Annotated in this window: 22 protein-coding genes; 16 read left to right on the top strand and 6 right to left on the bottom strand. The window is 35.9% G+C overall.

Translation table 11 applies throughout. The features are described 5' to 3' along the window. Positions 1-16: 16 nt before the first annotated feature. The 7 genes from ABEY15_RS04695 to ABEY15_RS04665 all read left to right on the top strand — a co-directional run bounded on the left by ABEY15_RS04695 (position 17) and on the right by ABEY15_RS04665 (position 7,814). On the top strand, positions 17-1,705 hold the full coding sequence (locus ABEY15_RS04695) for a thiamine pyrophosphate-binding protein (RefSeq protein ID WP_429888767.1): 1,689 nt from the start codon (positions 17-19) through the stop codon (positions 1,703-1,705). Between the two features lie 12 nt (positions 1,706-1,717). Continuing rightward, a complete protein-coding gene (locus ABEY15_RS04690) occupies positions 1,718-3,163 on the top strand; it encodes an aldehyde dehydrogenase family protein (RefSeq protein WP_429888765.1) in 1,446 nt (481 codons plus the stop codon). A 9-nt stretch (positions 3,164-3,172) separates the two neighbouring features. Continuing rightward, the gene (gene nadX, locus ABEY15_RS04685; RefSeq protein WP_429888763.1) at positions 3,173-3,961 is read left to right on the top strand and encodes an aspartate dehydrogenase; all 789 of its coding nucleotides are present in this window, start codon (positions 3,173-3,175) and stop codon (positions 3,959-3,961) included. Between the two features lie 30 nt (positions 3,962-3,991). After that, positions 3,992-5,293 carry an aromatic ring-hydroxylating oxygenase subunit alpha gene (locus ABEY15_RS04680; protein ID WP_429888762.1) on the top strand — a complete coding sequence of 434 codons (1,302 nt, stop codon included), beginning with the start codon at positions 3,992-3,994 and terminating at the stop codon, positions 5,291-5,293. A gap of 21 nt (positions 5,294-5,314) precedes the next feature. Beyond that, positions 5,315-5,824, top strand: a complete 510-nt coding sequence (locus tag ABEY15_RS04675) for an aromatic-ring-hydroxylating dioxygenase subunit beta (protein ID WP_429888761.1) — start codon at positions 5,315-5,317, stop codon at positions 5,822-5,824. A 23-nt stretch (positions 5,825-5,847) separates the two neighbouring features. Then, positions 5,848-6,630, top strand: a complete 783-nt coding sequence (locus tag ABEY15_RS04670; RefSeq protein WP_069032681.1) for an SDR family NAD(P)-dependent oxidoreductase — start codon at positions 5,848-5,850, stop codon at positions 6,628-6,630. An 800-nt stretch (positions 6,631-7,430) separates the two neighbouring features. Then, the gene (locus tag ABEY15_RS04665) at positions 7,431-7,814 is read left to right on the top strand and encodes a hypothetical protein (RefSeq protein ID WP_429888760.1); all 384 of its coding nucleotides are present in this window, start codon (positions 7,431-7,433) and stop codon (positions 7,812-7,814) included. Positions 7,815-8,363: 549 nt separating this feature from the next. Here the strand turns inward: ABEY15_RS04665 and ABEY15_RS04660 are convergent. Further along, entirely contained in the window at positions 8,364-9,887 is a 1,524-nt protein-coding gene (locus ABEY15_RS04660; RefSeq protein WP_429888759.1) for a DHA2 family efflux MFS transporter permease subunit, read from the bottom strand. Positions 9,888-10,057: 170 nt separating this feature from the next. On the opposite strand from ABEY15_RS04660, the gene ABEY15_RS04655 reads away from it, so the two are divergent. Then, entirely contained in the window at positions 10,058-10,696 is a 639-nt protein-coding gene (locus ABEY15_RS04655; RefSeq protein WP_429888757.1) for a TetR/AcrR family transcriptional regulator, read from the top strand. Positions 10,697-10,803: 107 nt separating this feature from the next. On the opposite strand, the gene ABEY15_RS04650 is transcribed toward ABEY15_RS04655, so the two are convergent. The 5 genes from ABEY15_RS04650 to ABEY15_RS04630 all read right to left on the bottom strand — a co-directional run bounded on the left by ABEY15_RS04650 (position 10,804) and on the right by ABEY15_RS04630 (position 14,695). Beyond that, positions 10,804-11,235, bottom strand: a complete 432-nt coding sequence (locus tag ABEY15_RS04650) for a hypothetical protein (RefSeq protein WP_429888755.1) — start codon at positions 11,233-11,235, stop codon at positions 10,804-10,806. 118 nt (positions 11,236-11,353) lie between these two features. Then, positions 11,354-11,725: a hypothetical protein gene (locus tag ABEY15_RS04645; protein WP_429888754.1), complete on the bottom strand. Its 372-nt coding sequence runs from the start codon at positions 11,723-11,725 to the stop codon at positions 11,354-11,356. A gap of 57 nt (positions 11,726-11,782) precedes the next feature. After that, positions 11,783-12,067 carry a DUF3784 domain-containing protein gene (locus ABEY15_RS04640; RefSeq protein WP_429888752.1) on the bottom strand — a complete coding sequence of 95 codons (285 nt, stop codon included), beginning with the start codon at positions 12,065-12,067 and terminating at the stop codon, positions 11,783-11,785. Between the two features lie 381 nt (positions 12,068-12,448). Beyond that, positions 12,449-12,748, bottom strand: a complete 300-nt coding sequence (locus ABEY15_RS04635; RefSeq protein ID WP_429888751.1) for a hypothetical protein — start codon at positions 12,746-12,748, stop codon at positions 12,449-12,451. 114 nt (positions 12,749-12,862) lie between these two features. Then, complete coding sequence (locus tag ABEY15_RS04630) at positions 12,863-14,695, bottom strand: terpene cyclase/mutase family protein (protein WP_429888749.1); 1,833 nt, start codon at positions 14,693-14,695, stop codon at positions 12,863-12,865. A gap of 396 nt (positions 14,696-15,091) precedes the next feature. Between ABEY15_RS04630 and ABEY15_RS04625 the strand changes: the two genes are divergently transcribed. From ABEY15_RS04625 to ABEY15_RS04590, 8 genes are all read left to right on the top strand, one after another. After that, a complete protein-coding gene (locus ABEY15_RS04625; RefSeq protein WP_429888747.1) occupies positions 15,092-16,426 on the top strand; it encodes an aspartate aminotransferase family protein in 1,335 nt (444 codons plus the stop codon). Beyond that, positions 16,423-17,121, top strand: a complete 699-nt coding sequence (locus ABEY15_RS04620) for a CoA transferase subunit A (protein ID WP_429888746.1) — start codon at positions 16,423-16,425, stop codon at positions 17,119-17,121. Before ABEY15_RS04625 ends, ABEY15_RS04620 begins: the two co-directional genes overlap by 4 nt. Continuing rightward, positions 17,106-17,768, top strand: coding sequence for a 3-oxoacid CoA-transferase subunit B (locus ABEY15_RS04615; protein WP_098846183.1), 663 nt, complete (start codon positions 17,106-17,108; stop codon positions 17,766-17,768). Before ABEY15_RS04620 ends, ABEY15_RS04615 begins: the two co-directional genes overlap by 16 nt. Before the next feature lie 15 nt (positions 17,769-17,783). Next, positions 17,784-19,097, top strand: a complete 1,314-nt coding sequence (locus tag ABEY15_RS04610; RefSeq protein WP_429888744.1) for a peptidase — start codon at positions 17,784-17,786, stop codon at positions 19,095-19,097. Next, positions 19,075-19,938 carry a putative beta-lysine N-acetyltransferase gene (ablB, locus tag ABEY15_RS04605; protein WP_429888742.1) on the top strand — a complete coding sequence of 288 codons (864 nt, stop codon included), beginning with the start codon at positions 19,075-19,077 and terminating at the stop codon, positions 19,936-19,938. Before ABEY15_RS04610 ends, ablB begins: the two co-directional genes overlap by 23 nt. Before the next feature lie 65 nt (positions 19,939-20,003). Further along, positions 20,004-21,392: a sigma-54 interaction domain-containing protein gene (locus ABEY15_RS04600; protein ID WP_429888740.1), complete on the top strand. Its 1,389-nt coding sequence runs from the start codon at positions 20,004-20,006 to the stop codon at positions 21,390-21,392. Positions 21,393-21,645: 253 nt separating this feature from the next. Further along, positions 21,646-23,076 (top strand): lysine 2,3-aminomutase, encoded by a 1,431-nt coding sequence (gene ablA / locus ABEY15_RS04595; protein WP_429888738.1) that lies wholly within the window; start codon positions 21,646-21,648, stop codon positions 23,074-23,076. Beyond that, positions 23,076-23,354: a YokU family protein gene (locus ABEY15_RS04590; RefSeq protein ID WP_429888856.1), complete on the top strand. Its 279-nt coding sequence runs from the start codon at positions 23,076-23,078 to the stop codon at positions 23,352-23,354. The genes ablA and ABEY15_RS04590 overlap by 1 nt, the downstream gene beginning before the upstream one ends. Positions 23,355-23,376 lie beyond the last annotated feature (22 nt).

The raw sequence follows: 23,376 nt of genomic DNA, 5'->3' as shown, positions 1-23,376 counted from the left end.
AAGGTAGGATACCAAGATGAAAAATCAAGAAGAGATTGTATTTACTACTGCGGATGCTGTCGTAAAAGAGTTAGTTCAAGCAGGCGTAGAAGTCGCTTTTGGAATTGTAAGTATTCACAATATGCCCATCTATGACGCGATTTTAAGGGATGGAAGTATCAAACTAATCTGTTCACGTGGCGAAAGTGGAGCAGTAAATATGGCTGATGGTTATGCACGTGCGACAGGGAAATTAGGTGTTGTTATTACTAGTACAGGGACAGGAGCTGGAAACGCTGCTGGTTCATTAGTAGAAGCATGGGCAGCGGGAGTTCCACTACTTCATCTGACTGGAGAAGTAGCATCACCTTATCTTGGTACAGGTAAAGGGTACATACATGAATGCAAAGACCAGCTTTCAATGATGAGTGGTGCTTGTAAAAATGCTGTAAGACTTAGAAGACCAGAACAAACGGCTGGTGTAGTAAGAAAAGCAATTGAAGAAGCATTAACTGCTCCAACAGGACCAGTTAGTTTAGAAATTCCAATCGACTTTCAATCAGCTATTATCGAGGATGTTTCAATCGATAAGGTACAGGTAGATGTTTTTAAACCGCAACTAACTACTGTTATACCAGAAACTGCAATTTCAAAAATTTTGGAAGCACGTCGTCCAGTTATTTGGGCTGGAGGTGGCGTTATTTCTGCCAATGCCTCAAAAGAATTAACAAATTTAGCAGAAATTCTCGGAGCTGCTGTCATCACAAGTCAATCCGGAAAAGGCTCGATACCAGAAAATCATGAGCAATGTATCGGTCATTTTGCAGCCAATGAGTCTACAAAAGAGTTTTTGAGAAATGCAGATTTAATGATTAGTGTAGGTGTACGATTCCGAGGAAATGAAACTTCTAACTGGAAAGTACCTGTCCCAGAAGAACATATTTCGATTGATGCAGATTTTAATGCAATTAATCGTAATTATAAAGCAACAGTTGGCTTAGTCGGAGATGCTAAAGATATCTTATCGGCTCTAATAAATAAAATCGATGAAAAATCTGTTTCGGTTTTACCTTCTTATATAGAAGAAGTACGTGCATTAAGAAATGAAGTACGAGGACAGCTTCGCAAAACACTTGGTCCATTTGAGCAATTTGTAGATGGAATGAGAGAGGTTTTACCGAGAGATACGATTTTAGTTCGAGATGTGACAGTACAAGCAAATGTATGGGGTAGCAGAATATTTGACATTTACGAACCGAGAACATCTATTCACGCATCCGGTGGCGGGATCGGTCAAGGCCTTCCAACTGCTATTGGTGCACAATTGGGTTGTCCTCATCAAACGGTCGTATTAATGGCTGGAGATGGTGGATTTATGGTTAATGTAGGTGAAATGGTAACTGCAGCCGAAGAAAATTTGCCGATCGTAATTGTGTTATTTGATGATTCTGGCTATGGGGTTCTTCGTAATATTCAAGAAGCGGCATACGGACGCCAAGTAGCAGTGAATTTGTTAAGTCCAGATTTTGTAAAACTAGCTGAGTCAATGCATTTTGAAGCAGCACGTATTGGTTCAGGAGACGAGTTTGTTAATGAACTAAAAAAGGCAACTGAAAGAAGAAAGCCAACAATGATCGTTGTTGATATGGAAGCGGTTGGACCTATGGCAATACCATTTGGTGGACCTCCAGGAGCAGCTGAAAGCTTTAAGCCAAAAAAATTATAAAGGAGATTCAATATGATTTCGACATATCCAGTTGTATCAGGAAGATATCTCATAAATGGTGAATGGAAAGAAATGAATGAAACATCGAATATCATTAATCCTGCAAATAATTCGGAAGTAATCGGCAAAGTTGCATTATGTACTGAGGAAATCGTAAACGAAGCAATTAATGCTGCAGCAAATGCATTTAAACTTTGGTCACAGAGTGAGATTCAGGATCGTGTAGAAAGAATGAAAGCAGCAGCGCGGGAACTTTCTAAAATCATTGAAGAAAATGTTTCATTATTTGTTCGTGAAAATGGAAAAACACTAGTAGAAGCTAAAAAAGACTTATTACGCTGTGTGGAAGTAATGAATGGTGGAGCAGATGAACTACTTAAATGGTGGAATCCTGAATTACTTCCAGGAAATCAAAAAGTTCAAGTAAGAAGAAGAGCAAGAGGGGTTACTGCAGTCATTACTCCTTGGAATTCGCCTATGATCTTAACGTTTAAGCGAGTAATACCGGCTGTTTTAGCAGGGAATACAGTTGTCGTAAAACCGGCGACAAATTGTCCACTTACAATTATGATTTGTTTAAAAGTAGTGGCTGAATATTTTCCACCTGGTGTGATTAATATCGTAACAGGTTCAGGAAAAGTGATTGGTGACAAGCTTTGTTCTGATTCAAGAGTTCGTACAATTGCATTTGTCGGTAGTACGCAAACTGGAAAAGATATTATGAAAAAATCTTCTGGAAATCTTCAAAAAGTATATATGGAGCTTGGCGGGAATGACCCAGCAATTATTTTAGAGGATGCAAACTTAGATGACGAAGCAATTAAACGATTAAGAATGAGTATTTTAAAAGCGGCTGGCCAAGTATGTTCGGCTATTAAGCGCGTATATGTACAAGAATCTAGATATGTTGAATTAGTAAAAAAACTAAAGAAAGAATTTGAGCGTACTGTTGTAGGTGATGGTATTCAACCTGATGTAACAATGGGCCCATTAAATAATAAAGCTCAGTATGACTATGTTAACGGATTAATTGAGCGCACTGAAAAAGCAGGTGCAAATGTAATAACAGCTGGAATTCAACTGAATCCTGAAATGTGGGATCAAGGATATTACATCTTACCAACAATCGTAACAGGTGTTGATCAACAAAGTGAGATCGTTCGTTCAGAACAATTCGGACCAGTAATTCCTATTCTACCTTTTTCAACTATTGACGATGCTATCAAACTAGCAAATGATAGTGAATTTGGATTAAGGGCTTCTGTTTGGACTGAAAATGAAGAATTGGCAGTTGAAATGGCAGATCGTTTAGAAGCAGGCGCAGTTTTTCATAATAATCATACAATCTTTAGTGATTTAGCATTGGATTTTCCAGGGTTAAAAGAGAGTGGAGTTTCAAGAGAGACGAGACATTGTGGATTGGAATTCTTTGCAGATTCATACGGATTTGCAAATTAAGGATGGTGAATGCGCTTGAAACTAGGACTAATCGGCTGTGGTAATATTGGTCAATTTCTTCTTCAAGCAATAAATAAAGATGGGATGTTACCAGGTGGAAAGATTGTTTCAATTTATACGCGTTGCGAAGAATCAGCCGTTCAACTTGCTAAGAAGTTTGAAACAGATGCTTATCAAAGTGTAGAAACGCTCCTTTTTTCTGATCTAGATTTAGTCATTGAAGCTGCAACAGTTGAAGCAGCAAAGGAGTACGCTATAAAAGTTCTCGAAAGTGGAAAAGACTTATTGTTAAGCAGCATTGGGGTCATGGCTGATTCTGCTTTTGAAGAAAGAATTCGAGAGGTTTGTACAAGAAATGGTGTAAACATTTACTTACCATCAGGAGCAATCGGTGGATTGGATATTTTAAAATCAGCAAAAGCTGCGAATGGTCTAGACGATGTTTCAATTACAACTAGAAAACCACCTGGTGCATTATCGGGAGAAGTATTAGATAATGAAACAATTTTGTTTGAAGGCTCTGCAGCTGAAGCAATCAAGCTATATCCAAGAAATATTAATGTGGCAATTGTATTATCCTTAGCTGGAATCGGTGCAAACAATACGAGAGTGAAAATTATTGCTGATCCGATTGCCGTAAAAAATAGTCATACGATTGAAGCATCTGGTGCGTTCGGAAAACTTAAACTTGAAATCGAAAATGATCCAATGCCAAATAACCCTAAAACAAGTTATTTAGCAGCGCTTAGTGTTTTGGCAAATTTACAAAACAAAGATAAATATGTACAGATTGGATAAAGAGTTAAAAATATGAAGGGAGAGTGCGACGTGATTATAACAGAAAAAACTTTAGATGAATTGTCAAAAGAGCAGCTAGTAAATTACTTAAACGAAACAGTCAAACCAGATGAAGGAATCATCCCTGCATATCTTCTAGGCGACAAGGCTGTTTACGAATTAGAGCATGAAAAAGTATTTTTAAAAACATGGGTTTTTCTTGGACATGAATCTGAAATTCCAAATCCAGGGGACTTTATGACTCGTGAGCTTGCAGGATATTCAATTATAATCTCACGCGAAAGTATGGGAAAAATCAATGCATTTTACAATATGTGTACACACCGTGGCATGAAGCTGTGCCGTGCTGATAAAGGAAATAAGACGTTATTTACATGTCCATATCACGGATTTAACTTTAAAAATACAGGAGAGCTTGTCGGAGTTCCGCTTCAAAAAGATATTTATGGCGAGAGACTTGACCGATCAAAAATGGGTCTTCACCGAGTGAAGCTAGAATCATATAAAGGACTTTTATTTGGAAATTGGGACGAAAATGCAGAGCCTCTTGAAGAATTTCTCGGCGATTTTAAGTGGTATTTAGATATCGTAGTAGGACGTGCTGAGATGGAAGTAATTGGAGCTCCGCAACGATTTATTGTTAAATCAAACTGGAAGGTCGGTTCTGATAACTTTGTAGGTGATTCATACCACACGATGGTTACTCACGGTTCAATTGCAAAATTAGGCATGGTGCCAAATGCAACATATTCGAAGCGCGGTTTTCAAATTCATACTGATAACGGACACGGATTAAACCTTGGAACACCAAACCCAGACTTTGCGTTCCCTGAAGAATTGAAAGATGAGTATAAAAGTAACTTGTCAGAAGAACAATATGAAGTTCTATCAAACTTAAAAAATATGATTGGAAATGCTTTTCCAAATATGTCATTTTTAATATCTCACACAAAAATTAAGGGCGAATTAATTTCGAATACTTCAATTAGAATGTGGAGACCAATTAGTCACAATAAAATGGAAGTAATTGCATGGTTACTAGTAGAAAAAAATGCTTCTCAGGAATGGAAGAATCGATCAAGAGATTCCTTTATCTTAACGTTTAGTCCATCTGGAATTTTTGAACAGGATGATACTGAAGTATTCACAGACATAACAGAAGCAGCCCAAGGTCCAATGCCGTTTCAAAAGAATTTAACTTATAACTATACAATGGGATTACATCGTGAACCTGTCGATTTTGTCGGACCAGGGGTCGCCTATGATGATAAATTTACAGAAGCGAGTCAACGGAATTTCTACCAATACTGGCTTGAATTAATGACAAAGTAATAAAGGGGGGGAGGAAGGGAAATGAATGTTGAAAAATTATTAGCGAAATTAGAATTTGAACAGTGGTTAATTGATGAAGCAAAATTACTTGATGATATTGAATTTGATGATTGGTTTAATTTAATGCATTCGAATTTAATCTATCAAATGCCTGTACGTGTAAATAAAGAAGGAACTGAACGCCCAGACTATTCAACTGAGATGTTTACTTTTAATGATGATATTGAACTATTAAAGCTTCGAGTAGATCGATTGAAAACTGACTATGCATGGGCTGAAATTCCTCCTTCAAGAACCCGCCGTTTTGTAAGCAATGTAAGCGTAAAAGAGCTAGTTAAAGAAGAAAAAGCAGTAGTTACTAGTTATTTACTGATCTATCGTAGCCGTAGCACAGATATACACCATGATCTAATTTCAGGAGAACGTAATGACGAGTTTACATATGAAAATGGAAAATGGAAGCTTTCCAAGAGGGTATTTATTGTAGATCAAACAACAATTAACACTAGAAATCTTGCAATCTTTGTTTAATAGATGAAAGAGGAGGCTAAGTGATGTTATTAAAAGATAAAGTAGTGTTAATTACAGGAGGCGCATCTGGAATAGGAGCAGCCGTTACAAGACGTTTCATTCAAGAAGGAGCAAAGGTAAGTATTATAGGGCGCTCACTTGAAACACTAGAGCAAATGAAAGAAGAATTTAATGACAATCTCCTTATCATTCAAGGCGACGTAAGCAAATATGAAGACAATGAGCGAGCTGTAAAAGCGACTGTTGAACAGTTTGGTAAACTAGATGTATTTATTGCGAATGCAGGTGTTTTCGATGGATTTGCAAAATTTGCTGATGTGACACCTGATGCCCTATCAGATGCATATGATTATCTTTTAAATATAAACGTAAAAGGATCATTTTTTGGTGCAAAAGCAGCTTTAGAGGAATTACAAAAAACAAATGGTAATATTATTTTTACAGTATCTGGTGCAAGCTTCTACCCAGACGGTGGTGGAGTTTGGTACACGGCTAGTAAGCATGCTCAAATCGGATTAATGCGTCAGCTTGCTTTTGAACTAGCACCAACTATACGAGTAAATGCAGTAGCGCCAGGAGGGACTTTAACAGCACTAACTGTCATCCCACCTTTACGTACATTTACTAAATCTGTAGATAATGATACAAAAGCAAGCAATATAAAAAGAAGAAATCCACTTCAACTAGCCCAGATGCCTGAAGATCACGTTGCAGCATATGTACTTTTAGCATCTGATCAGTCACGTGCAATCACTGGTGAAGTCATTTCTAGTGATGGTGGATTATCGGTTCGAGGACTTGGTTAAGAAATTTTTAATTAAGCATAGGGTGTCTTAAAGGGGTGACTTTTTAGGGACACTCTCTTTTTTATTAGTACTATTTAAACTGTAAGTGGTAGTGGTTCAAATCGTATATATGATGAATTTGCAAAATCCCCCCTTATGTTCAAGAAGGGATACGGGCTTCACGTTCGAAGTTCATAGTAACCCACTGACCCTCATTTTGAAAGAATTCTAGTACTAGTTCTCGGTCAGCCGGTGGCACCTCAATCCATTTCTGCAAGGTCCGAATAATAGGTTCTTTATGTTGAAAGTAGTGGATAAAAACTTCACACTGTTCATGAATTCGTGTGGTCCAAATCTGAGATCGCTCCATCACCATTGAATAGTATGTTCGAATGAACTTACGAGCTAAGCTTTGTAAAAGAGTTTTAAACTCCTCATTGGATGCTTCTTCTAAACGTTTTATTGTCCGGATAAGAACTTCGCCAATATCTCCTTACTACATTAGCGCACTTCTTTATTCAACTAAAGTATTGCTTTAGTTGAATAAGGTTTAGACGTAGAAAGCACCCTGGATTTGCAAGGTGCTTTCTATTAAAAAACATAAATGGGCTTATCATTAATGTATAAAAATGGGTATTCTCACAGTTTGTCTATCGGTTACCAACTATCTACTAATGAATATTATGAAATGAGACTAGTTACCTAGTTAATTCTTTCATCAGATTTAAGAACTAGAAAATTCCATTGAATAATTTCCATAAGTTTTTAGTAATGAAGAGAAGAGTATTTGTATATAAAATTTCAAAAAGGGTCGTGGATATATGAATGAAGAAATTTTCGAAATAGGTGCCAATTGTCTTCTAAGGGTAGGGAACCGTTTTTTTGCAGTTGTTGAAATAGAATCAGAAGTTCCTGGAGTAGATTTAGAGGTATTTGTTATCATTCGTATTAATATGGAAACAGCAAAAAGACTTAAAAATGCCGGACTACATTTTTGTGAAATAAGAGACACTGCTCCTAGAAATGAAGATGACGTAACAGCAGAGTTCAAGTGTATCTTTATAACGAATCATCAGGCTTTCGCTCTTTTTGATGTGGAAAATGATATTGATCGAGCTGTTTTTGTACGAATTTCATTAGAAGAAGCAGAACGCGCATTAAGAAAAGGTGCAATGCGTTGTACTGTTATTGATGCAAGACATTAATTTAAAAACTATATTTTGACTTATTAAAAGACTATGTTAATAAGATAAAAAAAGGTATTTTGATTGGACTTATCCCTATCAAGTAGAAAGTAAATAAACAGGTGTTTATTAAATAACCTTAGCCCTGAACTCTAAAGGGCTAAGGTCACTTAATTTCTTCTAGAATCGTTTGTTTATATGTGCACTTTAAGAAAGAGATTTTTATCGATATATGTTTTCAAAACAGAAACAAGCCCTCGATTATTTACTTAGAATATACACCTAAATTTTGTTCTACCGTTTGAACAAGAGGTTTGTAATAGCTCACTTACATAGCCATTTCCTTATTGAACTATCTTGCCATGTAGCTTAATAAAAAATCGTCGATACAGACGATTAAGTTGTTCAACTAATGCATGCTTTAGTTTAATAAGGGTATTAGTAATAAAATCAAATTTTCACTTTTAAATATCAACAAAAAGGTATAGAATAGCCGAAAGATCAAAAAAATAGGCACTCGAAGTTAGCTTCGAGATGCCTATTTTTGTATAAAACTGAGAAACAAATTGATTAATGCCCCGCCATCATTGCAGCCTTTGCTTCTTTATCTTCATTACCTGTTGCTGGCGCCTGCTTTGGCCTTTTTAGAGTCCATGCAAGCAACCAACCTAAAACAGCGATTCCTGATGCAAGAAGGAATGTATCACTGAAAGCAGAGACTGTTGCCTCTTGGATTTGTTTCACAAATGGTAATACATCTGGTGTTATGTTACCTGATTTTACTGCCCCCAAAATGTTACCAGGTATTTTTAAAGCTTTAGTATGCTCTTCTGATCTTGATGTCAAGAAGCTCACCATCCCTGCCGCAGCAAATGACATCATAACTTGTTGAGCAGCAGAAGTCAGTGGTGTTACACGGTTAACAAGCGCTAGTGGTGCAGATTGCAATACATGCGTATTTAACGCCATCATAGAAGTTCCCATGCCTAGCCCCATGCCAATTTGGCATAAGACGAAAAATGTTTTACTACTATCTACACTTATGTTTGATAAGATGAACAATGTGCCCGCAATAATCGCGAGACCGATAATTGCCAAAGGACGAGCACCAATCTTGTCGTATAGTTTACCACTTATCGGCATCATAACACCCGATGCTAAAGCTTGTGGGAATATGACTAATCCTGCTTCAAAAGGTGATAAGCCTTTAATCGATTGTAAATAAAGTGGGACGATTAACATCATGCCAAACATGGCAATCATCATCAACCACATTGTAATTGCTCCTAAAGTAAACTTTCCTGACTTAAATACTTTTAATTCCATGATTGGGTTCGAGTGACGTAGCTCGACAATAATGAATAAAATAAGTGCAATACCACCTACTATAAGTCCGGTTAATGTACTAGTTTCGGTCCAACCTTTTGAACTTTCAGTAACACCGTAAGCCAACATAGAGAAGGCAATTGGTGCTAAAATCAAGCCTGAAATATCGAGTTTCGGAACATGTTTGCGGTCAAAATCTGGTAGGAATTTGAGTCCTAAGAGTACAGCAATAATCCCTACTGGAATATTGATTAAGAAAATCCAATGCCAAGTTTGATACTCTACAAAGTAACCAGCAAGTAGTGGTCCAAGTGCAGGTGCGAGTAACATTGGAACCCCAAGAGCCCCCATTAAAGCACCCGCTTTTTCTGGTGGTGCAATTCTGAACACCATCGCCATACCGATTGGTGCAACCATTCCACCACCTAAACCTTGTATAACTCGGTATAAGATGAGTTGGTTTGCTGTTGTTGCAAACGAACATAGCAGTGATCCTAAAGTAAAGAGGACAATGGAAACAAGGAACACCTTTTTAGCTCCTAATTGGTCCATTAACCAACCTGCTAGTGGAATAACTGCTGCAACAGCAAGTGTGTAGCCAGAGATAGTCCATGACATAGTTGAAAGTGAACTATGTAAGTCTTTTGTTAGGGAATTCATCGCAACGTTGACAACTGTACCGTCTAACATAACCATGAACATACCTGCGATTACAGCTGTTAATTGTAAAATTGCTGTCTTCATTGAAAATTCTTGTGTATTTGACATTTAGTGTTCTCCTTTTCATTTATTAACATTGTGTTCATTACTGGACTTACTGTATATTATATTTTAGATAGTGAAAAATACAATAATCAATAAAATCAAAAATGTACACAAATGAACAAACTAATTCATTTTGTTGATAATTATTAAAGATTCTAAGTGAGGGTTTTGTTATGAATGAGAAAACACAGGATAGACGCATAGCTAAAACAAATCGAATAATACGAGATGCTTTTGTCGAGTTATTAAATGAAAAGAGTTTCGAAGAAATCACTGTAAATGACTTGAGTAAAAGAGCAGATATTAATCGTGGAACTTTTTATTTACATTATCGAGACAAATTTGAGCTTCTCGAAAAGTACGAGAACGAAATCATATCAAGTATGGTGGAATACATTTCTGGCTTTAAAGATTTCTATCCAACAGATCTTATTAAGGCTGATAAAATTGAACCTCCTCTTTTCATTGTTAAACTCTTTGAATTCATTGGAGAAAATGCCACTTTTATTAAAGTTGCTCTTGGACCCCAGGCAAATCCATCTTTCCAAAACAAACTAAAAAAAGTTTTTATAGATAGAATTACCAAAAACACAGAAAATAAATTTGAAAAAGAAAAACTAGATATTCCATTTGAGTATTTACTAGTTTTTATAACATCCAACTATATTGGATGTATTCAACATTGGTTAATCACGGACATGGCGACTACGCCAGAGGAAACAGCCAAAATTCTTATCAAGTTAATGGCATTTGGTTCAAATGGAGTTTTTGGATTTTATAATATTTCCAATGAAGGAAAGCAAGTATTTTAGTGTTTGTGATTTTTCATAAACTTGCGGAAAAACCGTCACGAAAATTTAACTGATAACAAAAAAGGACTACAATAATGTAGTCTTTTCTTGTTCAACAATTGCATGCGTTAGTTGCATAAGAATTGCTTCTCAACTTCGCTAAAGTCTTCCCATAATTGAGTTTCTTGCACTTCATATTTTTCTTTTTTTAATCGTTTTACCATTGCTTCTAATGCACCTTTAAGATTAACAATTATATACTCTCTTATTTCAAAATCTGTTTTACTTCTCCAACTTGCTTGAGGCATACCAACATCAATAGTAATGTATCTAAATTTTTTACTTAAGCGTAACCTTTCAGTTCCCTCGAAATTAAAATCGGAAAACTCACCATCAACTCGAAGTATTGGTGCAATTTCGTCAATTTCATTACAATAAACTTTATTACAATGCTGAATTAATAATTTTCTCAATTGTATAAGATTGGGAGATACAGCATCAGCTGCAAATGCATCTCCCATTTCAGCCCCAAATGTAAAATATTTATTTTGCTCTTCCATTTTTCCTCCTAGTTATAAGACACTCTATATAACTAAAGCATGCGTTAGCCAACCATGAATCAATAATTCACCACAGTGAATGGAAGTTTATAACTTACTTCCATAGTAGTTGAATAGCTTAAATACTATATGATGTTTTTCTTATATCCAAAATTTCAGCTTTTGAACAATAAAAATGAAACCCATCGTGTTCATAGTCAATTATTTCAAGCTTTACCTTCTCCCATCTCCGCTCGCTAATATCTCTTATATCTAAATATATTTGGTGATAGGTTCCAGAAGATTCAAAATTGATTTTTTGTGGATCATGAAATCTAACCATAATTTTATATCTTAAATCAGTGCTTTGTATTACAAATTCAATATCAAGTACAGCTTTCTTTTCAAAATTTTCCTCAAATATTTTAAAATGAAAGTCAGTAATTAATCTAACATCCATGAAAGAAAAATCGCCTAACGTTCTTTTTACAAGATCAATTTTCATATTCATATTTCCACACCTCAAATGGTACAAAGATTAAGTAACTAATGCACTGCGTTAGTTGAACTAATCGAGTAATCTTCTATTGATAAATAGGTACACCATTGTTAATAAAATCAACATTATTATTATAAGAACCGTTACTTCATAAGGATAGTTGAAAATACTATTGATAATTATTAACAGGCTGAGAGGAAGAAAAAAACCTCCACCTACCACTTTTCCTAACAATGACTTATTTTTAATCATTTTCTCATTAAAACCGGCTAACAACCATGTTTGTTTTTTTACAGCTACTAGGTAGGACACAAGTAAAAATGCTATACCAATAATCAATAATCCGTAATCCATCAATCTACCTCCACTAATCTTTTTTCCATAATATGTAAATTCTTGAATTAATAGATATTCCCTTTAATAATTAATCCTTATTCAACTAAACTGCCATTTAGCTGAATAAGAAAAACGGTTTTTATGTATAAAACGAAAGTAACAAGAAGCCAAACCCTCCTGCGGCATTTGACTAGCTTTTATGTGTTATCAGCTATGCAAAATATTATACGTAGTTGGTTTAAACGTTTGTAGAGGGCAATACAACTATCGTATTCTCCTAATTTTTGTAAAAAATAATCCATACAAAGAGGCCTATAAAATTCCCCTTACAATGATTCAAAAGAGGGAGTTTATAGGCCTTTTATTTAAAAAAATATTAAAATTACTGTCTGCAATTTATTAAAACCAAGAACGTCTTCTACTGCTCTTTATTAAATTCCACATTTCTCTTTGATGTGAAGGATTTTTTGGATCCACATTACAATTCATTAGCCACTCACAAGCGTTCTCACGTTCTTCTTCTGTTATTGATACATTACAACATTCCGATAGTCTGTCAATCATACTACATGCACCTTCTCGGCTTTTTAAATCATTACAACGAAATGATCGACAAATATTAAAAATACGTGGAAAATGACGAGGATCACAAACTTTACCACAAAATTCTCTCATTAACCTTGGGTCAAGATTTCCCATAAAGCCACTCCTTTATTGTTTAAACCATTAACTAAAATGACATATACACAAATAACAATGTATTATATGCCGTCAAAGAAAATAAGGACAAGGCGTTTAACTAGAAATTGTAAATTAGTCACTTGTCTTATACTTTTTTAGATAATGGCTTAATGTCAATAAGGGCCAAATATAACGATAGCTATGGTAATTTATATAGAAATGGCCTGGTAATCCTCCACCTGTTGGATAGGTCAATCGTTTATCATGAATTTTTAACCAGTTTAAAATGTTTACTATTCCATCGTCAATTTCACTAGTAGGGTAATCGTTGATCGAAATAAGGGTATTGACTACCCATGACGTATGCACAATTGTCGAAAAAGAAAGTGGGATATATTTTCTTTCGATATCACTTTTACAGGACTCACCCCAGCCGCCGTCCTCGTTTTTTATTTTCAGTAGCCAGTTGTTAGCTTTTTGAATGCTAGGATGATTTGAAGGGATACCGACCGATTTCATACCAGTAATAGCGGCCCATGTTCCATAAATATATGAAATTCCCCAACGACCGTACCAGGAACCATCTTCGTGTTGATGATGGATTAACCAATTAACCCCGTCTTCAATTCTGGGATGAAGCATATTCAACTTTAATTTTGATCCTAGAAATTCGATTGTTCGACCGGTTAAATCTGCTGTAGATGGATCTACTGCGGTATCAACAAAATTTTGGATAGGGAAGATGAGTTTTAAGTACTTGCAACTGTTTTTTTCAAACGAGGCCCATCCGCCATCCTTGTTTTGCATATCAAATAACCATTTCACTCCAGCGTTCCAAGATTTTCGATAATCGTCATCTATTAAAGAGAAATCAGTTGTTGCTCTTAAGACTGCTTGTGTATCATCTACATCGGGATTTAGAGTATTGCTGTCTGAAAATCCCCATCCACCTAAACAAATCTTATGGTCCTTCTCAACTAGTGTATGTTGGAGAGGGACTAAGAAGTTTGAAGCGGACTCGATTGCCCTATCATTTATTGGTACACCTGCTTCCTGCAATGCGTAACTAGTAAGTGCTGTATCCCATATTGTTGAAGGGGAATTTTGGGTATGAAGGGAATCTTCCAATTCAAATAGGAAAGATTTTATACCTAAAACAGCATTTTGAATTACGGGTGAGGTAGATTGATAGCCTAATGAGAGAAGTGCATAAATCCCAATAAAAGTAGCGCTGGCATAACTAGATAAGGTTCCATCCCTTTCAATATTTTGAAGAATATATTGCTCGGCCTTCTTAATAGCCACTTTGGATAATGATTTAGTGAAAGGCATTTTAAAATTTGGGAATTTCCGCTTTTTGCTAAATGTATTGTTTGTAGACAAATGTTGTATAGTAGGCGTCCATTTATTTTTAATCGTAAATCTTTTATGTCCTAATATTAAAAGTGGAGCAAAGTGGAATCGAACATAGGAACTAAATTTAAAGAATGACAAAGGAAAAAACTTTGGTAAAGTCATTAAAAGTAGAGGGACTGGAAAAAACCTGGGCCATGGGTACAATTCATGTAAAGCGAGCATAAATTTTGTGGAGATGTGTACACTCTCTAATCCCCCATTTTGACGAATGAACGCTTCTGCTTTCTTCATTTTATCATCAGTAATTTCTATATAACCAGAGAACAGTAATGCAGTGTAAGCCTCTACAGTTACCGATAAATTACCTGAGTCATCATCAAAAAGCTTCCAGGCTCCACTGGCGTCTTGCTTTATTAATAAACGATTTACTAGCTTTTTAATTAGTTCTTCATCATGACATTCAATCGTTCTTAAAATAATAATCATATAGGCATCAGTCATAGGGCCGCTCTCGAAACAATATCTCCAAGAACCATCATCACTTTGATCCAATTTAATTTTATCTATTAGACTATCTATCTCAGCTCTAACTTTCTCCGATAAATCCATTTTTAATCTTCACCGCCAACTGATTGTGATCTCTATTTTTTCACGTTAAAAATTATAAATTGGCAGTAGGTAATCTTACTCGACGTTGTTGCCAATTTTTGGAGTTAAGTATAAGTGCAACTACGCCTCTGACTTCACCTAAAAGGATTGTCAATCGACCAGTTTTCTTTATATAGATATGTATATGGCCATCAATTGGGGCGGGCAACTATCTGTACAAATCTTTTGTTTAAGAAGTAACAAGTAATTAAATTATTAAATTCAGAGGTTAAGTGTAAAAAAATAAAAAGGAAGTATCTCAGAAAGCAAGAATACTAAAAAATACCCTCTATTTAAATTTCCAATATTTAGTAGTGTGGCTTTTTTCGTTTTATATAAAGAAGGTGGGGATAAAAAGTGGAAAGAGATTATTTAATTAAACCATTACTTGGCCAGCATTATCCTATGATTTCTCATGGAAAGGGTGTGTACCTATTTGATAAAGATGGTAATAGGTACATTGATGGTTCATCTGGCGCAATTACTGTAGGAATTGGTCATGGGGTTGAAGAAATCATTGATGTTATGACTGAACAAGCAAAACAAGTATCTTTTGTTTATCGTTCACAGTTTACTAGTGAACCTGCTGAGAAGCTAGCAAAGAAGCTGAGTGATATTACTCAAGGTGATTTAAATTGGACGTTCTTTGTTAATAGTGGTACTGAAGCAACAGAAACTGCTATGAAACTAGCGATACAGCATTACCAAGAAAAGGGAATGAAAGGGAAGAATAAAATTCTCTCACGCTGGATGAGCTACCATGGCATAACAATTGGGGCACTATCTATGTCAGGTCACCCTTTAAGACGTCAACGTTTTGTTCCAATCTTGGAGGATTACCCTTCAGTTTCACCACCATATTGCTATCGATGTCCTTTCAACTTAGAACATCCATCTTGTGATTTAGCGTGTGCATCTGAATTAGAAACAGCCATTGATCGAATTGGCCCTGAGCATATTGCAGCATTTATTGCTGAACCAATTATCGGTGCTGCAGGTGGTGCGATTGTACCATCAAAAGGTTATTACCAAAGAATTAAAGCTATTTGTGAAAAGTACGATATTTTACTGATTGCAGACGAGGTTATGACTGGCCTTGGTCGTACTGGAAAAATGTTTGCAATGGAACATTGGGGTGTTCAGCCTGATATCGTTACGCTTGGAAAAGGATTAACATCTGGCTATACACCAATGGCTGCAACGATTGCTAGCGATCGAGTTATTGAACCAATTATGCAAGGTTCAAAGCTTGTAATGAGTGGACATACTTTTAGTGCCAACCCACTATCAGCTGCTGTTTCATTGGCCGTTATTGAATATGTTGAGAAACATAATTTAGTACAAGCCGCAGAAGAAAAAGGTAATTATCTGTTGAATAAGCTCCAAGGATTAAAAGAGAAATTTTCATTCATAGGAGATGTTAGAGGAAAAGGTTTGTTAATCGGCATTGAATTTATTCATAATATTAAATCAAGTTCCTTTATTCAAAAAGTAATGGGTAAGGGTTTACTTTTATACCCTTCTGTTGCTGGAAAAAACGGAAAAGAAGATTCAGCTTTCATGATTGCTCCACCTTTAACGATTACATATGGAGAACTGGATGAATTGCTTCAAATTCTTACAGTGGGTTTAAAAGAATTGGAAATGGAACAATCCCATCTAACTTATACAGCTAAGGGGGAAATTGTATGAATTTAGTTGAAAATACTTATAAAAAAATAGCAACAATGGAACAAATTCTTCAATTTTTTCATGACGACATGACACTAATGGTTGGAGGATTTGGAGGAGTCGGTTCACCGCCAACTTTACTTCAAACATTATTTGATAGTGGAGTTAAAGATCTTCACTTGATTTGCAATGATACTGGATTTCCTGACATTGGCATTGGAAGGATGGTAAGGAATGAAAGAATCAAGTCAATTGTGACATCTCATATAGGGTCGAATCCGTTTGCAGGAAAATTAATGACGGAAGGAAAGCTCAAAGTAGAATTTTCTCCGCAAGGTACGTTAGCAGAGCGCATCCGAGCTGGGGGAATGGGACTTGGAGGAGTATTAGTAGATGTAGGTCTTGATAGTATGGCAGAAAACGGTAAAGAGAAGGTATCTGTTAAAGGTAAACAATTTCTAGTTGAAGAAGCTCTTAAAGCAGAAGTCAGTATTATTTTTGCAAAGAAAGCTGATCCATTTGGAAATTTGGTTTTTGACAAGAGTGCAAGGAATATGAATCCTCATATGGCTATGGCAGGAGATATTACGATTGTGGAAGCGGAAGAAATCGTCCCACTTGGCTCATTGGATCCTGAGGAAATCGTAACTCCAGGTGTGTTTGTTGATTACATAATTTCATCAGAAGGAGTGAACTGGAAATGGGCATGGGAATAGACTTTCGTCAAAAAATTGCAATGCGAGCTGCTAAGGAAATAAAAAACGGAATGATCGTAAATTTAGGGATCGGAATTCCTTCCATTGTTCCTGATTACTTACCGGAAGATGTACATGTTATGTTCCATGCGGAAAATGGCGTTATGGGAATTGGACCGAGTCCCGAAAAAGGAAAAGAAGATGAAAATTTATGTAACGCAGGTGGTTTCCCAATAACTGTTTTAAAAGGTGCTAGCTATTTTGATAGTGCTACAGCTTTTGGCATTATACGAAGAGGTTTACTAGATTTAACGGTACTAGGGGCATTACAAGTTAGTGAAAAAGGAGATTTAGCAAACTGGATTGTACCTGGAAAGCGAGTACCAGGAATAGGTGGAGCGATGGATTTAGCTCAAAAGGCTAAAAGAGTAATAGTCGTTATGAATCATACCGATAAAGCTGGGAATCCAAAAATTGTGAAAGAATGTAGTTTGCCATTAACTTCTAAATCTTGTGTGGATTTAATCATAACGGAAATGGCTGTTATTGAAGTAGTCAATAACACTTTAGTGCTTAAGGAACTAATGAGTCCATATACTGTAGAGGATGTCATCGAAAAAACTGGTGCCAAACTAGAAATAAGTACGGATTTAAAAATGTTTATATAGAAAAGGGTGAAGAGGATGAGTCATTACAAAAAAGTTATTCAAGATTATATAAGCGATCATAAAGATAAAATAATTGATCTTCTTAAACAGCTAGTAATGGAAAATAGTGTGTCTGGTAATGAGAGTAAGGCACAAGCGATTGTCCTTGAAAAACTGAGAGAGCTTGAATTGGATTTAGATGTATGGGAACCAGATCTAAACGAAATGAAAGAGCATCCTTATTTTATTTCAACAAGAGACAGTTTTACTGGTAGTCCTAATATTGTCGCTACACTTAAAGGAACGAGCGGAGGAAAGTCCATGATCTTAAATGGACATATAGACGTTGTTCCAGAAGGAAATATTCAGCAATGGACTTATCCTCCTTACGGTGCAACCGTTGTAGATAACAAGCTTTATGGGCGCGGGGCAACTGATATGAAAGGCGGAAATGTTGCGCTAATTTTAGCAATTGAAGCAATAAAAAGAAGTGGAATTACACTAAAAGGTAATGTTTATTTTCAAAGTGTAATTGAGGAAGAAAGTGGTGGTGCTGGTACACTTGCTACAATTTTGCGAGGATATACAGCTGATGGAGTTATTATCCCTGAACCAACAAATATGAAGTTTTTCATTAAGCAACAAGGATCAATGTGGTTCCGTCTTAAGGTAAAAGGTAAGGTAGCGCATGGAGGTACTCGTTACGAAGGTGTAAGCGCTATCGAAAAAAGCGTGCTCATCATTCAACAAATCCAAAAACTTGAGCAATTACGAAATGAACGAATAGCTGATCCGTTATATGATGGAGTACCAATTCCGATTCCAATTAATATTGGAACAATTCATGGTGGAACATGGCCATCTTCTGTATCTGATCTAGTGACTTTAGAAGGAAGATTCGGAGTAGCGCCAAATGAAAGATTAGAAGATGCGAAAATAGAATTTGAGAATTGGATAGATAATATTAAAAATCTTGATGATTGGTTCGTAGAAAATCCTGTAGAAGTAGAGTGGTTTGGAGCAAGATGGGTTCCTGGTACTGTTGAAGCTGATAGTGAATTAGTGCAAACTTTGCAACGAAACTATCTTGAAACAATGAAACAAAACCCAGTAGTTGAAGCTGCACCATGGGGAACTGATGGAGGTTTATTTACACAAATATTAAATATTCCGATGATTGTTTTTGGACCAGGGGAGACAAAAGTAGCTCACTACCCAGATGAATTTATTGATTTAGATGAAATGTTTTTAGCAGCAGAAATCATTGCCTGTACATTAATTGACTGGTGTGGAGTTGAGGGCCAACAATATGAAGGTGAGGGAGTATATGAAAACGAAAAAGTATTATGAAACAATTAAAGTTCAACAGGAAAACTATTACTTCGAAGGTGCTTTAGATTATTTTAATGAGCGAATTCGAGTTGATTTTTACTTAGGGAATGTATCACTACTAATTGAGAGAATAGAAAAACTAGCAAAAGAATACAAATTTACTAAGCTAATTATTAAAGCAAGAAGTGAACATTTATATTCCTTCTTACAATCAGGATATATGATTGAATCTGCACTGAAAGGCTATTTTCAAGGTAGTGATGGCTTTTTTGTTACGAAATATGCTAGCCAAGAAAGAAGAAATAGTCTTTATTGGGCTGCTGGAGAAGACATTTTAGATGCTGTTTTAAAGAGTGATCAATCAAAAGAAAAAGTAATTCCTGACGGTTATGTTTTACGAAGAGCTGAAAAAAATGACTCAAAAAAACTTGCTAAATTATATGGTCAAGTTTTTAAGGTATACCCTACACCTTTAAATGAATCCGCTTATGTTGAAAAGACGATGGATGAAGGGACTATTTATTGGATTTATGAGAAAGATGGAAATATTGTAAGTGCAGCATCTGCTGAAGTGGACTTCGGTCAAAGAAATGCCGAGCTAACAAATTGTGCAACACTTGAGGAACACCGTAAGCATGGGTTGATGAAAGAGCTAATGAAGAAGTTGGAACAGGATTTAGTAAGCCAATCAGTTTATTGCTCTTATACGATAGCACGATCATTATCATATGGGATGAATGCAGCCTTTCATCAATTAGGGTATAAGTATACCGGAAGAATGGCAAACAACTGCTATATCTTTGATAAATTAGAAGATATGAATGTATGGGTGAAGGATCTTTCAAAAGTAGTCTTTTAATGTCAAACTGCCGAAAAATGAGCGTCAAATTGCCAACTTTTCGGCAGTGAAAGGATGGTTATGAAATGAACGCAACAATTCCAACTAATGAAATGATTAGTGCCATATTAAATAGTATTGATGAATCAATTCACGCAGTCGACAAAAATGGAATGACTATATTTTATAATCAAGTTGCGGCTGACCATGACGGTGTTTCAGTTGAAGAGGTTCTGGGGAAGCATGTACTAGAAGCTTTCCCTTCTTTAACGAAAGAAACAAGTACCTTATTGAAAGTACTAGAAACAAAGCAAGCGATTATTCAACAGCCTCAACGCTATGAAAACATTAAAGGCCAATTCATTGATACAGTTAACACGACAATTCCAATCATTTTGGATGATCAATTGATCGGTGCTGTTGAAATTGCAAAGGATTATTCTACTATTAAATCGCTTGGTGAGAAGGTATTAGACTTACAAGCGAGGATTAAACCGCAAGTAAAAAAAGGAAAAGCTAAACAAGTTCACTCATATACGATCTCAGATATATTAACGGATGACCCTGCATTAATGGCCGTTAAAAATCAAGTTGAAAAGGTAGCAAATGCAGACTCTGCAGTACTGGTAGTAGGTGAAACTGGAACTGGAAAAGAACTTTTCGTCCAGTCAATTCACCATAGTTCAAATAGAAGTGAAGGCCCTTTTATAGCTCAAAACTGTGCTGCTTTACCAGAATCATTACTAGAAAGTATACTATTTGGTACGACAAAGGGTAGTTATACGGGAGCGATAGATCGAGCAGGGTTATTTGAACTTGCTGATGGTGGAAGCTTGTTTTTAGATGAACTAAATTCAATGCCATTAGAGCTCCAAGCTAAGCTACTAAGAGTACTAGAGGATGGAGTTGTTCGCCGAATAGGTGATCAAAAGACGCGTAAAGTTAATGTAAGGGTAATCGCTGCAATTAATGAATCACCTTTAGATTGCGTTCAAAACGGTATTATGCGACCGGATTTGTATTATCGTTTGAATGTATTTTCTTTGTTCATACCTCCGTTAAGAGAAAGGAATTATGATATCGAGCTACTCACGTCTCATTTTGTTGAGCAATTTAATGAACGCTTCTCAAAGAATATTCGAAATGTAGAACATACCGTATTTGAGTTATTTCACCAATATAATTGGCCTGGTAATGTCCGAGAACTAAAGCACACGATTGAGCATGCGATGATTATGGCAGAAGGGCATACTCTTACGGTTAAACATCTTCCGATTCAACTACAACAAATTAAGAAAAGTACTGAAACAAAAGGAGTTCAGCCTTTACGTTCAGCAATGCAGGAGATGGAAATTTCACTTATTAAACAGGCATTGCTACAAACGAATTCTAATATTCAACAAGCTTCAGCACTACTTGAAATACCTAGGCAAACTCTTCAATATAAAATTCAAAAGTTAAATATCGTAGTATAAACTACTTTTTAAGCTAATAAAAATCTAGTTTTAGCACTTCATTCAATAGCCAAGCCGCCTAATTTTAGGCGGTTTTATTATTTTTGCTTCATCATAGAAAGATCATAACTCAAGATTTTAACTTTAAAAAATAAAAAAACAGCATGAATAGTTTGAATTTTCTATATTTGTGGCGGTTTTATTAAATATTTGTAAATTTTTGGCACGGCTCTTGCTATATATTAAAACAAACAATTTGAAAGGGGATGTAAGTATGGTAAATGCAGTCTATGCACCTAAAAGACATTGGAGAGAAGTTGAATTGTGGAAAGATGTAACAGAAGAACAATGGAATGATTGGGTTTGGCAACTTACAAACACCATCAAATCACTGGATGAGTTAAAGCAAGTTATTAACCTCACGCCAGACGAAGAAGATGGGGTACGAATCGCGACAAAAACGATTCCACTAAACATTACCCCATATTATGCATCGTTAATGAATCCGGATGACCCACGTTGTCCAGTTCGTATGCAATCAGTTCCGATCTCTGCGGAGATTCATAAAACTAAGTATGATTTAGAGGACCCTCTTCATGAGGATGAAGATTCTCCTGTACCAGGTTTAACACATCGTTATCCAGATCGTGTACTATTTTTAGTAACAAATCAATGCTCAATGTACTGTCGTTACTGTACTAGACGTCGCTTCTCAGGACAAATTGGAATGGGAGTGCCAAAGAAACAACTTGATGCTGCTATTAATTACATTAGCAACAATCCTCAAGTACGAGATGTACTTATTTCAGGTGGGGACGGTCTTTTAATTAACGATAATATTTTAGAGTATATTTTAAAAAATTTACGTGAAATTCCACATGTGGAAATTATCCGTATTGGTACTAGGGCACCTGTAGTATTCCCACAACGTATTACTGAAAATCTTTGTAATATCTTAAAAAAATATCATCCAGTTTGGTTAAATACTCACTTTAATACTTCAATTGAAATTACAGAGGAATCGAAACGAGCTTGTGAAATGCTTGCAAATGCTGGTGTACCGTTAGGAAACCAAGCCGTAATCTTGGCTGGAATTAACGACAGTGTACCAATTATGAAAAAGCTAATGCATGATTTAGTTAAAATCCGTGTTCGTCCGTATTACATTTATCAATGTGATTTATCAGAAGGAATTGGACACTTCCGTGCGCCTGTTTCAAAAGGTTTAGAAATTATGGAAGGATTACGCGGCCATACTTCTGGATATGCAGTACCAACATTTGTAGTAGATGCACCAGGTGGTGGAGGAAAAATTTCTCTTCAACCAAATTACTTAATTTCTCAAAGTGCTGATAAAGTTGTTCTTCGTAATTTTGAAGGTGTAATTACTACTTATCCAGAACCACAAAATTACGTACCAGGTAGAGCAGAAGCATACTTTAAAGAAATTTATCCTAATATGGATGAAAAGCGTTCCAATGCAGGAATCGCAGGATTAATGAATGAAACAAAATTCAATCTTGTACCAGAAGGTTTACAACGTATGGAAGTTCGTAAAACATATGCAACAAACCCAGAGCATGCTTCTTTGAAAGATAAGCGCGATAAACGCGACGAATTAAAAGAAAAGAAATTCCAAGCACAGATTACAAAAATCCAAGTTAGTGAAAAGCTAGTAGGAAGTGCGCAAGGAGACGCTGAATGATGAAATGTCAGTGGTGTGAATCAGCTAACATAGTTGAATCAACAAATACGGTCTACTGGGAACTTCCTGATGGTACGAAGGCAATTGAGATTAAAGAAACACCATGTATCATTTGCTTAGATTGTAAAATAACATATCAAATAGATGATACTGTTAGTGCGATTGAGGAGCAATTATACTTAATCGATACTAAGCTGCTTGGTAAATCAACTTCATATAATGGGTTGATCGAGCAAGAAAGATTATTAAAGAGGAATTATTTTGACTTTTCCAAATAAGAAATGAGAAGCGACCATTCGC

The organism is Gottfriedia acidiceleris (assembly GCF_050457485.1).
Taxonomy (GTDB): domain Bacteria; phylum Bacillota; class Bacilli; order Bacillales; family Bacillaceae_G; genus Gottfriedia; species Gottfriedia acidiceleris_D.
This window is presented reverse-complemented; position numbering and strand designations above follow the sequence as displayed.

Coding starts and splice junctions, on each gene's coding strand:
- ABEY15_RS04645 (WP_429888754.1), bottom strand. CDS start 11,725: ATGAATATGAAAATTGATCTTGTAAAAAGAACGTTAGGCGATTTTTCT.
- ABEY15_RS04610 (WP_429888744.1), top strand. CDS start 17,784: ATGAGTCATTACAAAAAAGTTATTCAAGATTATATAAGCGATCATAAA.
- ABEY15_RS04630 (WP_429888749.1), bottom strand. CDS start 14,695: ATGGATTTATCGGAGAAAGTTAGAGCTGAGATAGATAGTCTAATAGAT.
- ablA (WP_429888738.1), top strand. CDS start 21,646: ATGGTAAATGCAGTCTATGCACCTAAAAGACATTGGAGAGAAGTTGAA.
- ABEY15_RS04640 (WP_429888752.1), bottom strand. CDS start 12,067: ATGGATTACGGATTATTGATTATTGGTATAGCATTTTTACTTGTGTCC.
- ABEY15_RS04695 (WP_429888767.1), top strand. CDS start 17: ATGAAAAATCAAGAAGAGATTGTATTTACTACTGCGGATGCTGTCGTA.
- ABEY15_RS04600 (WP_429888740.1), top strand. CDS start 20,004: ATGAACGCAACAATTCCAACTAATGAAATGATTAGTGCCATATTAAAT.
- ablB (WP_429888742.1), top strand. CDS start 19,075: ATGAAAACGAAAAAGTATTATGAAACAATTAAAGTTCAACAGGAAAAC.
- ABEY15_RS04650 (WP_429888755.1), bottom strand. CDS start 11,235: ATGGAAGAGCAAAATAAATATTTTACATTTGGGGCTGAAATGGGAGAT.
- ABEY15_RS04665 (WP_429888760.1), top strand. CDS start 7,431: ATGAATGAAGAAATTTTCGAAATAGGTGCCAATTGTCTTCTAAGGGTA.
- ABEY15_RS04620 (WP_429888746.1), top strand. CDS start 16,423: ATGAATTTAGTTGAAAATACTTATAAAAAAATAGCAACAATGGAACAA.
- nadX (WP_429888763.1), top strand. CDS start 3,173: ATGCGCTTGAAACTAGGACTAATCGGCTGTGGTAATATTGGTCAATTT.
- ABEY15_RS04675 (WP_429888761.1), top strand. CDS start 5,315: ATGAATGTTGAAAAATTATTAGCGAAATTAGAATTTGAACAGTGGTTA.
- ABEY15_RS04690 (WP_429888765.1), top strand. CDS start 1,718: ATGATTTCGACATATCCAGTTGTATCAGGAAGATATCTCATAAATGGT.
- ABEY15_RS04670 (WP_069032681.1), top strand. CDS start 5,848: ATGTTATTAAAAGATAAAGTAGTGTTAATTACAGGAGGCGCATCTGGA.
- ABEY15_RS04660 (WP_429888759.1), bottom strand. CDS start 9,887: ATGTCAAATACACAAGAATTTTCAATGAAGACAGCAATTTTACAATTA.
- ABEY15_RS04655 (WP_429888757.1), top strand. CDS start 10,058: ATGAATGAGAAAACACAGGATAGACGCATAGCTAAAACAAATCGAATA.
- ABEY15_RS04590 (WP_429888856.1), top strand. CDS start 23,076: ATGAAATGTCAGTGGTGTGAATCAGCTAACATAGTTGAATCAACAAAT.
- ABEY15_RS04635 (WP_429888751.1), bottom strand. CDS start 12,748: ATGGGAAATCTTGACCCAAGGTTAATGAGAGAATTTTGTGGTAAAGTT.
- ABEY15_RS04615 (WP_098846183.1), top strand. CDS start 17,106: ATGGGCATGGGAATAGACTTTCGTCAAAAAATTGCAATGCGAGCTGCT.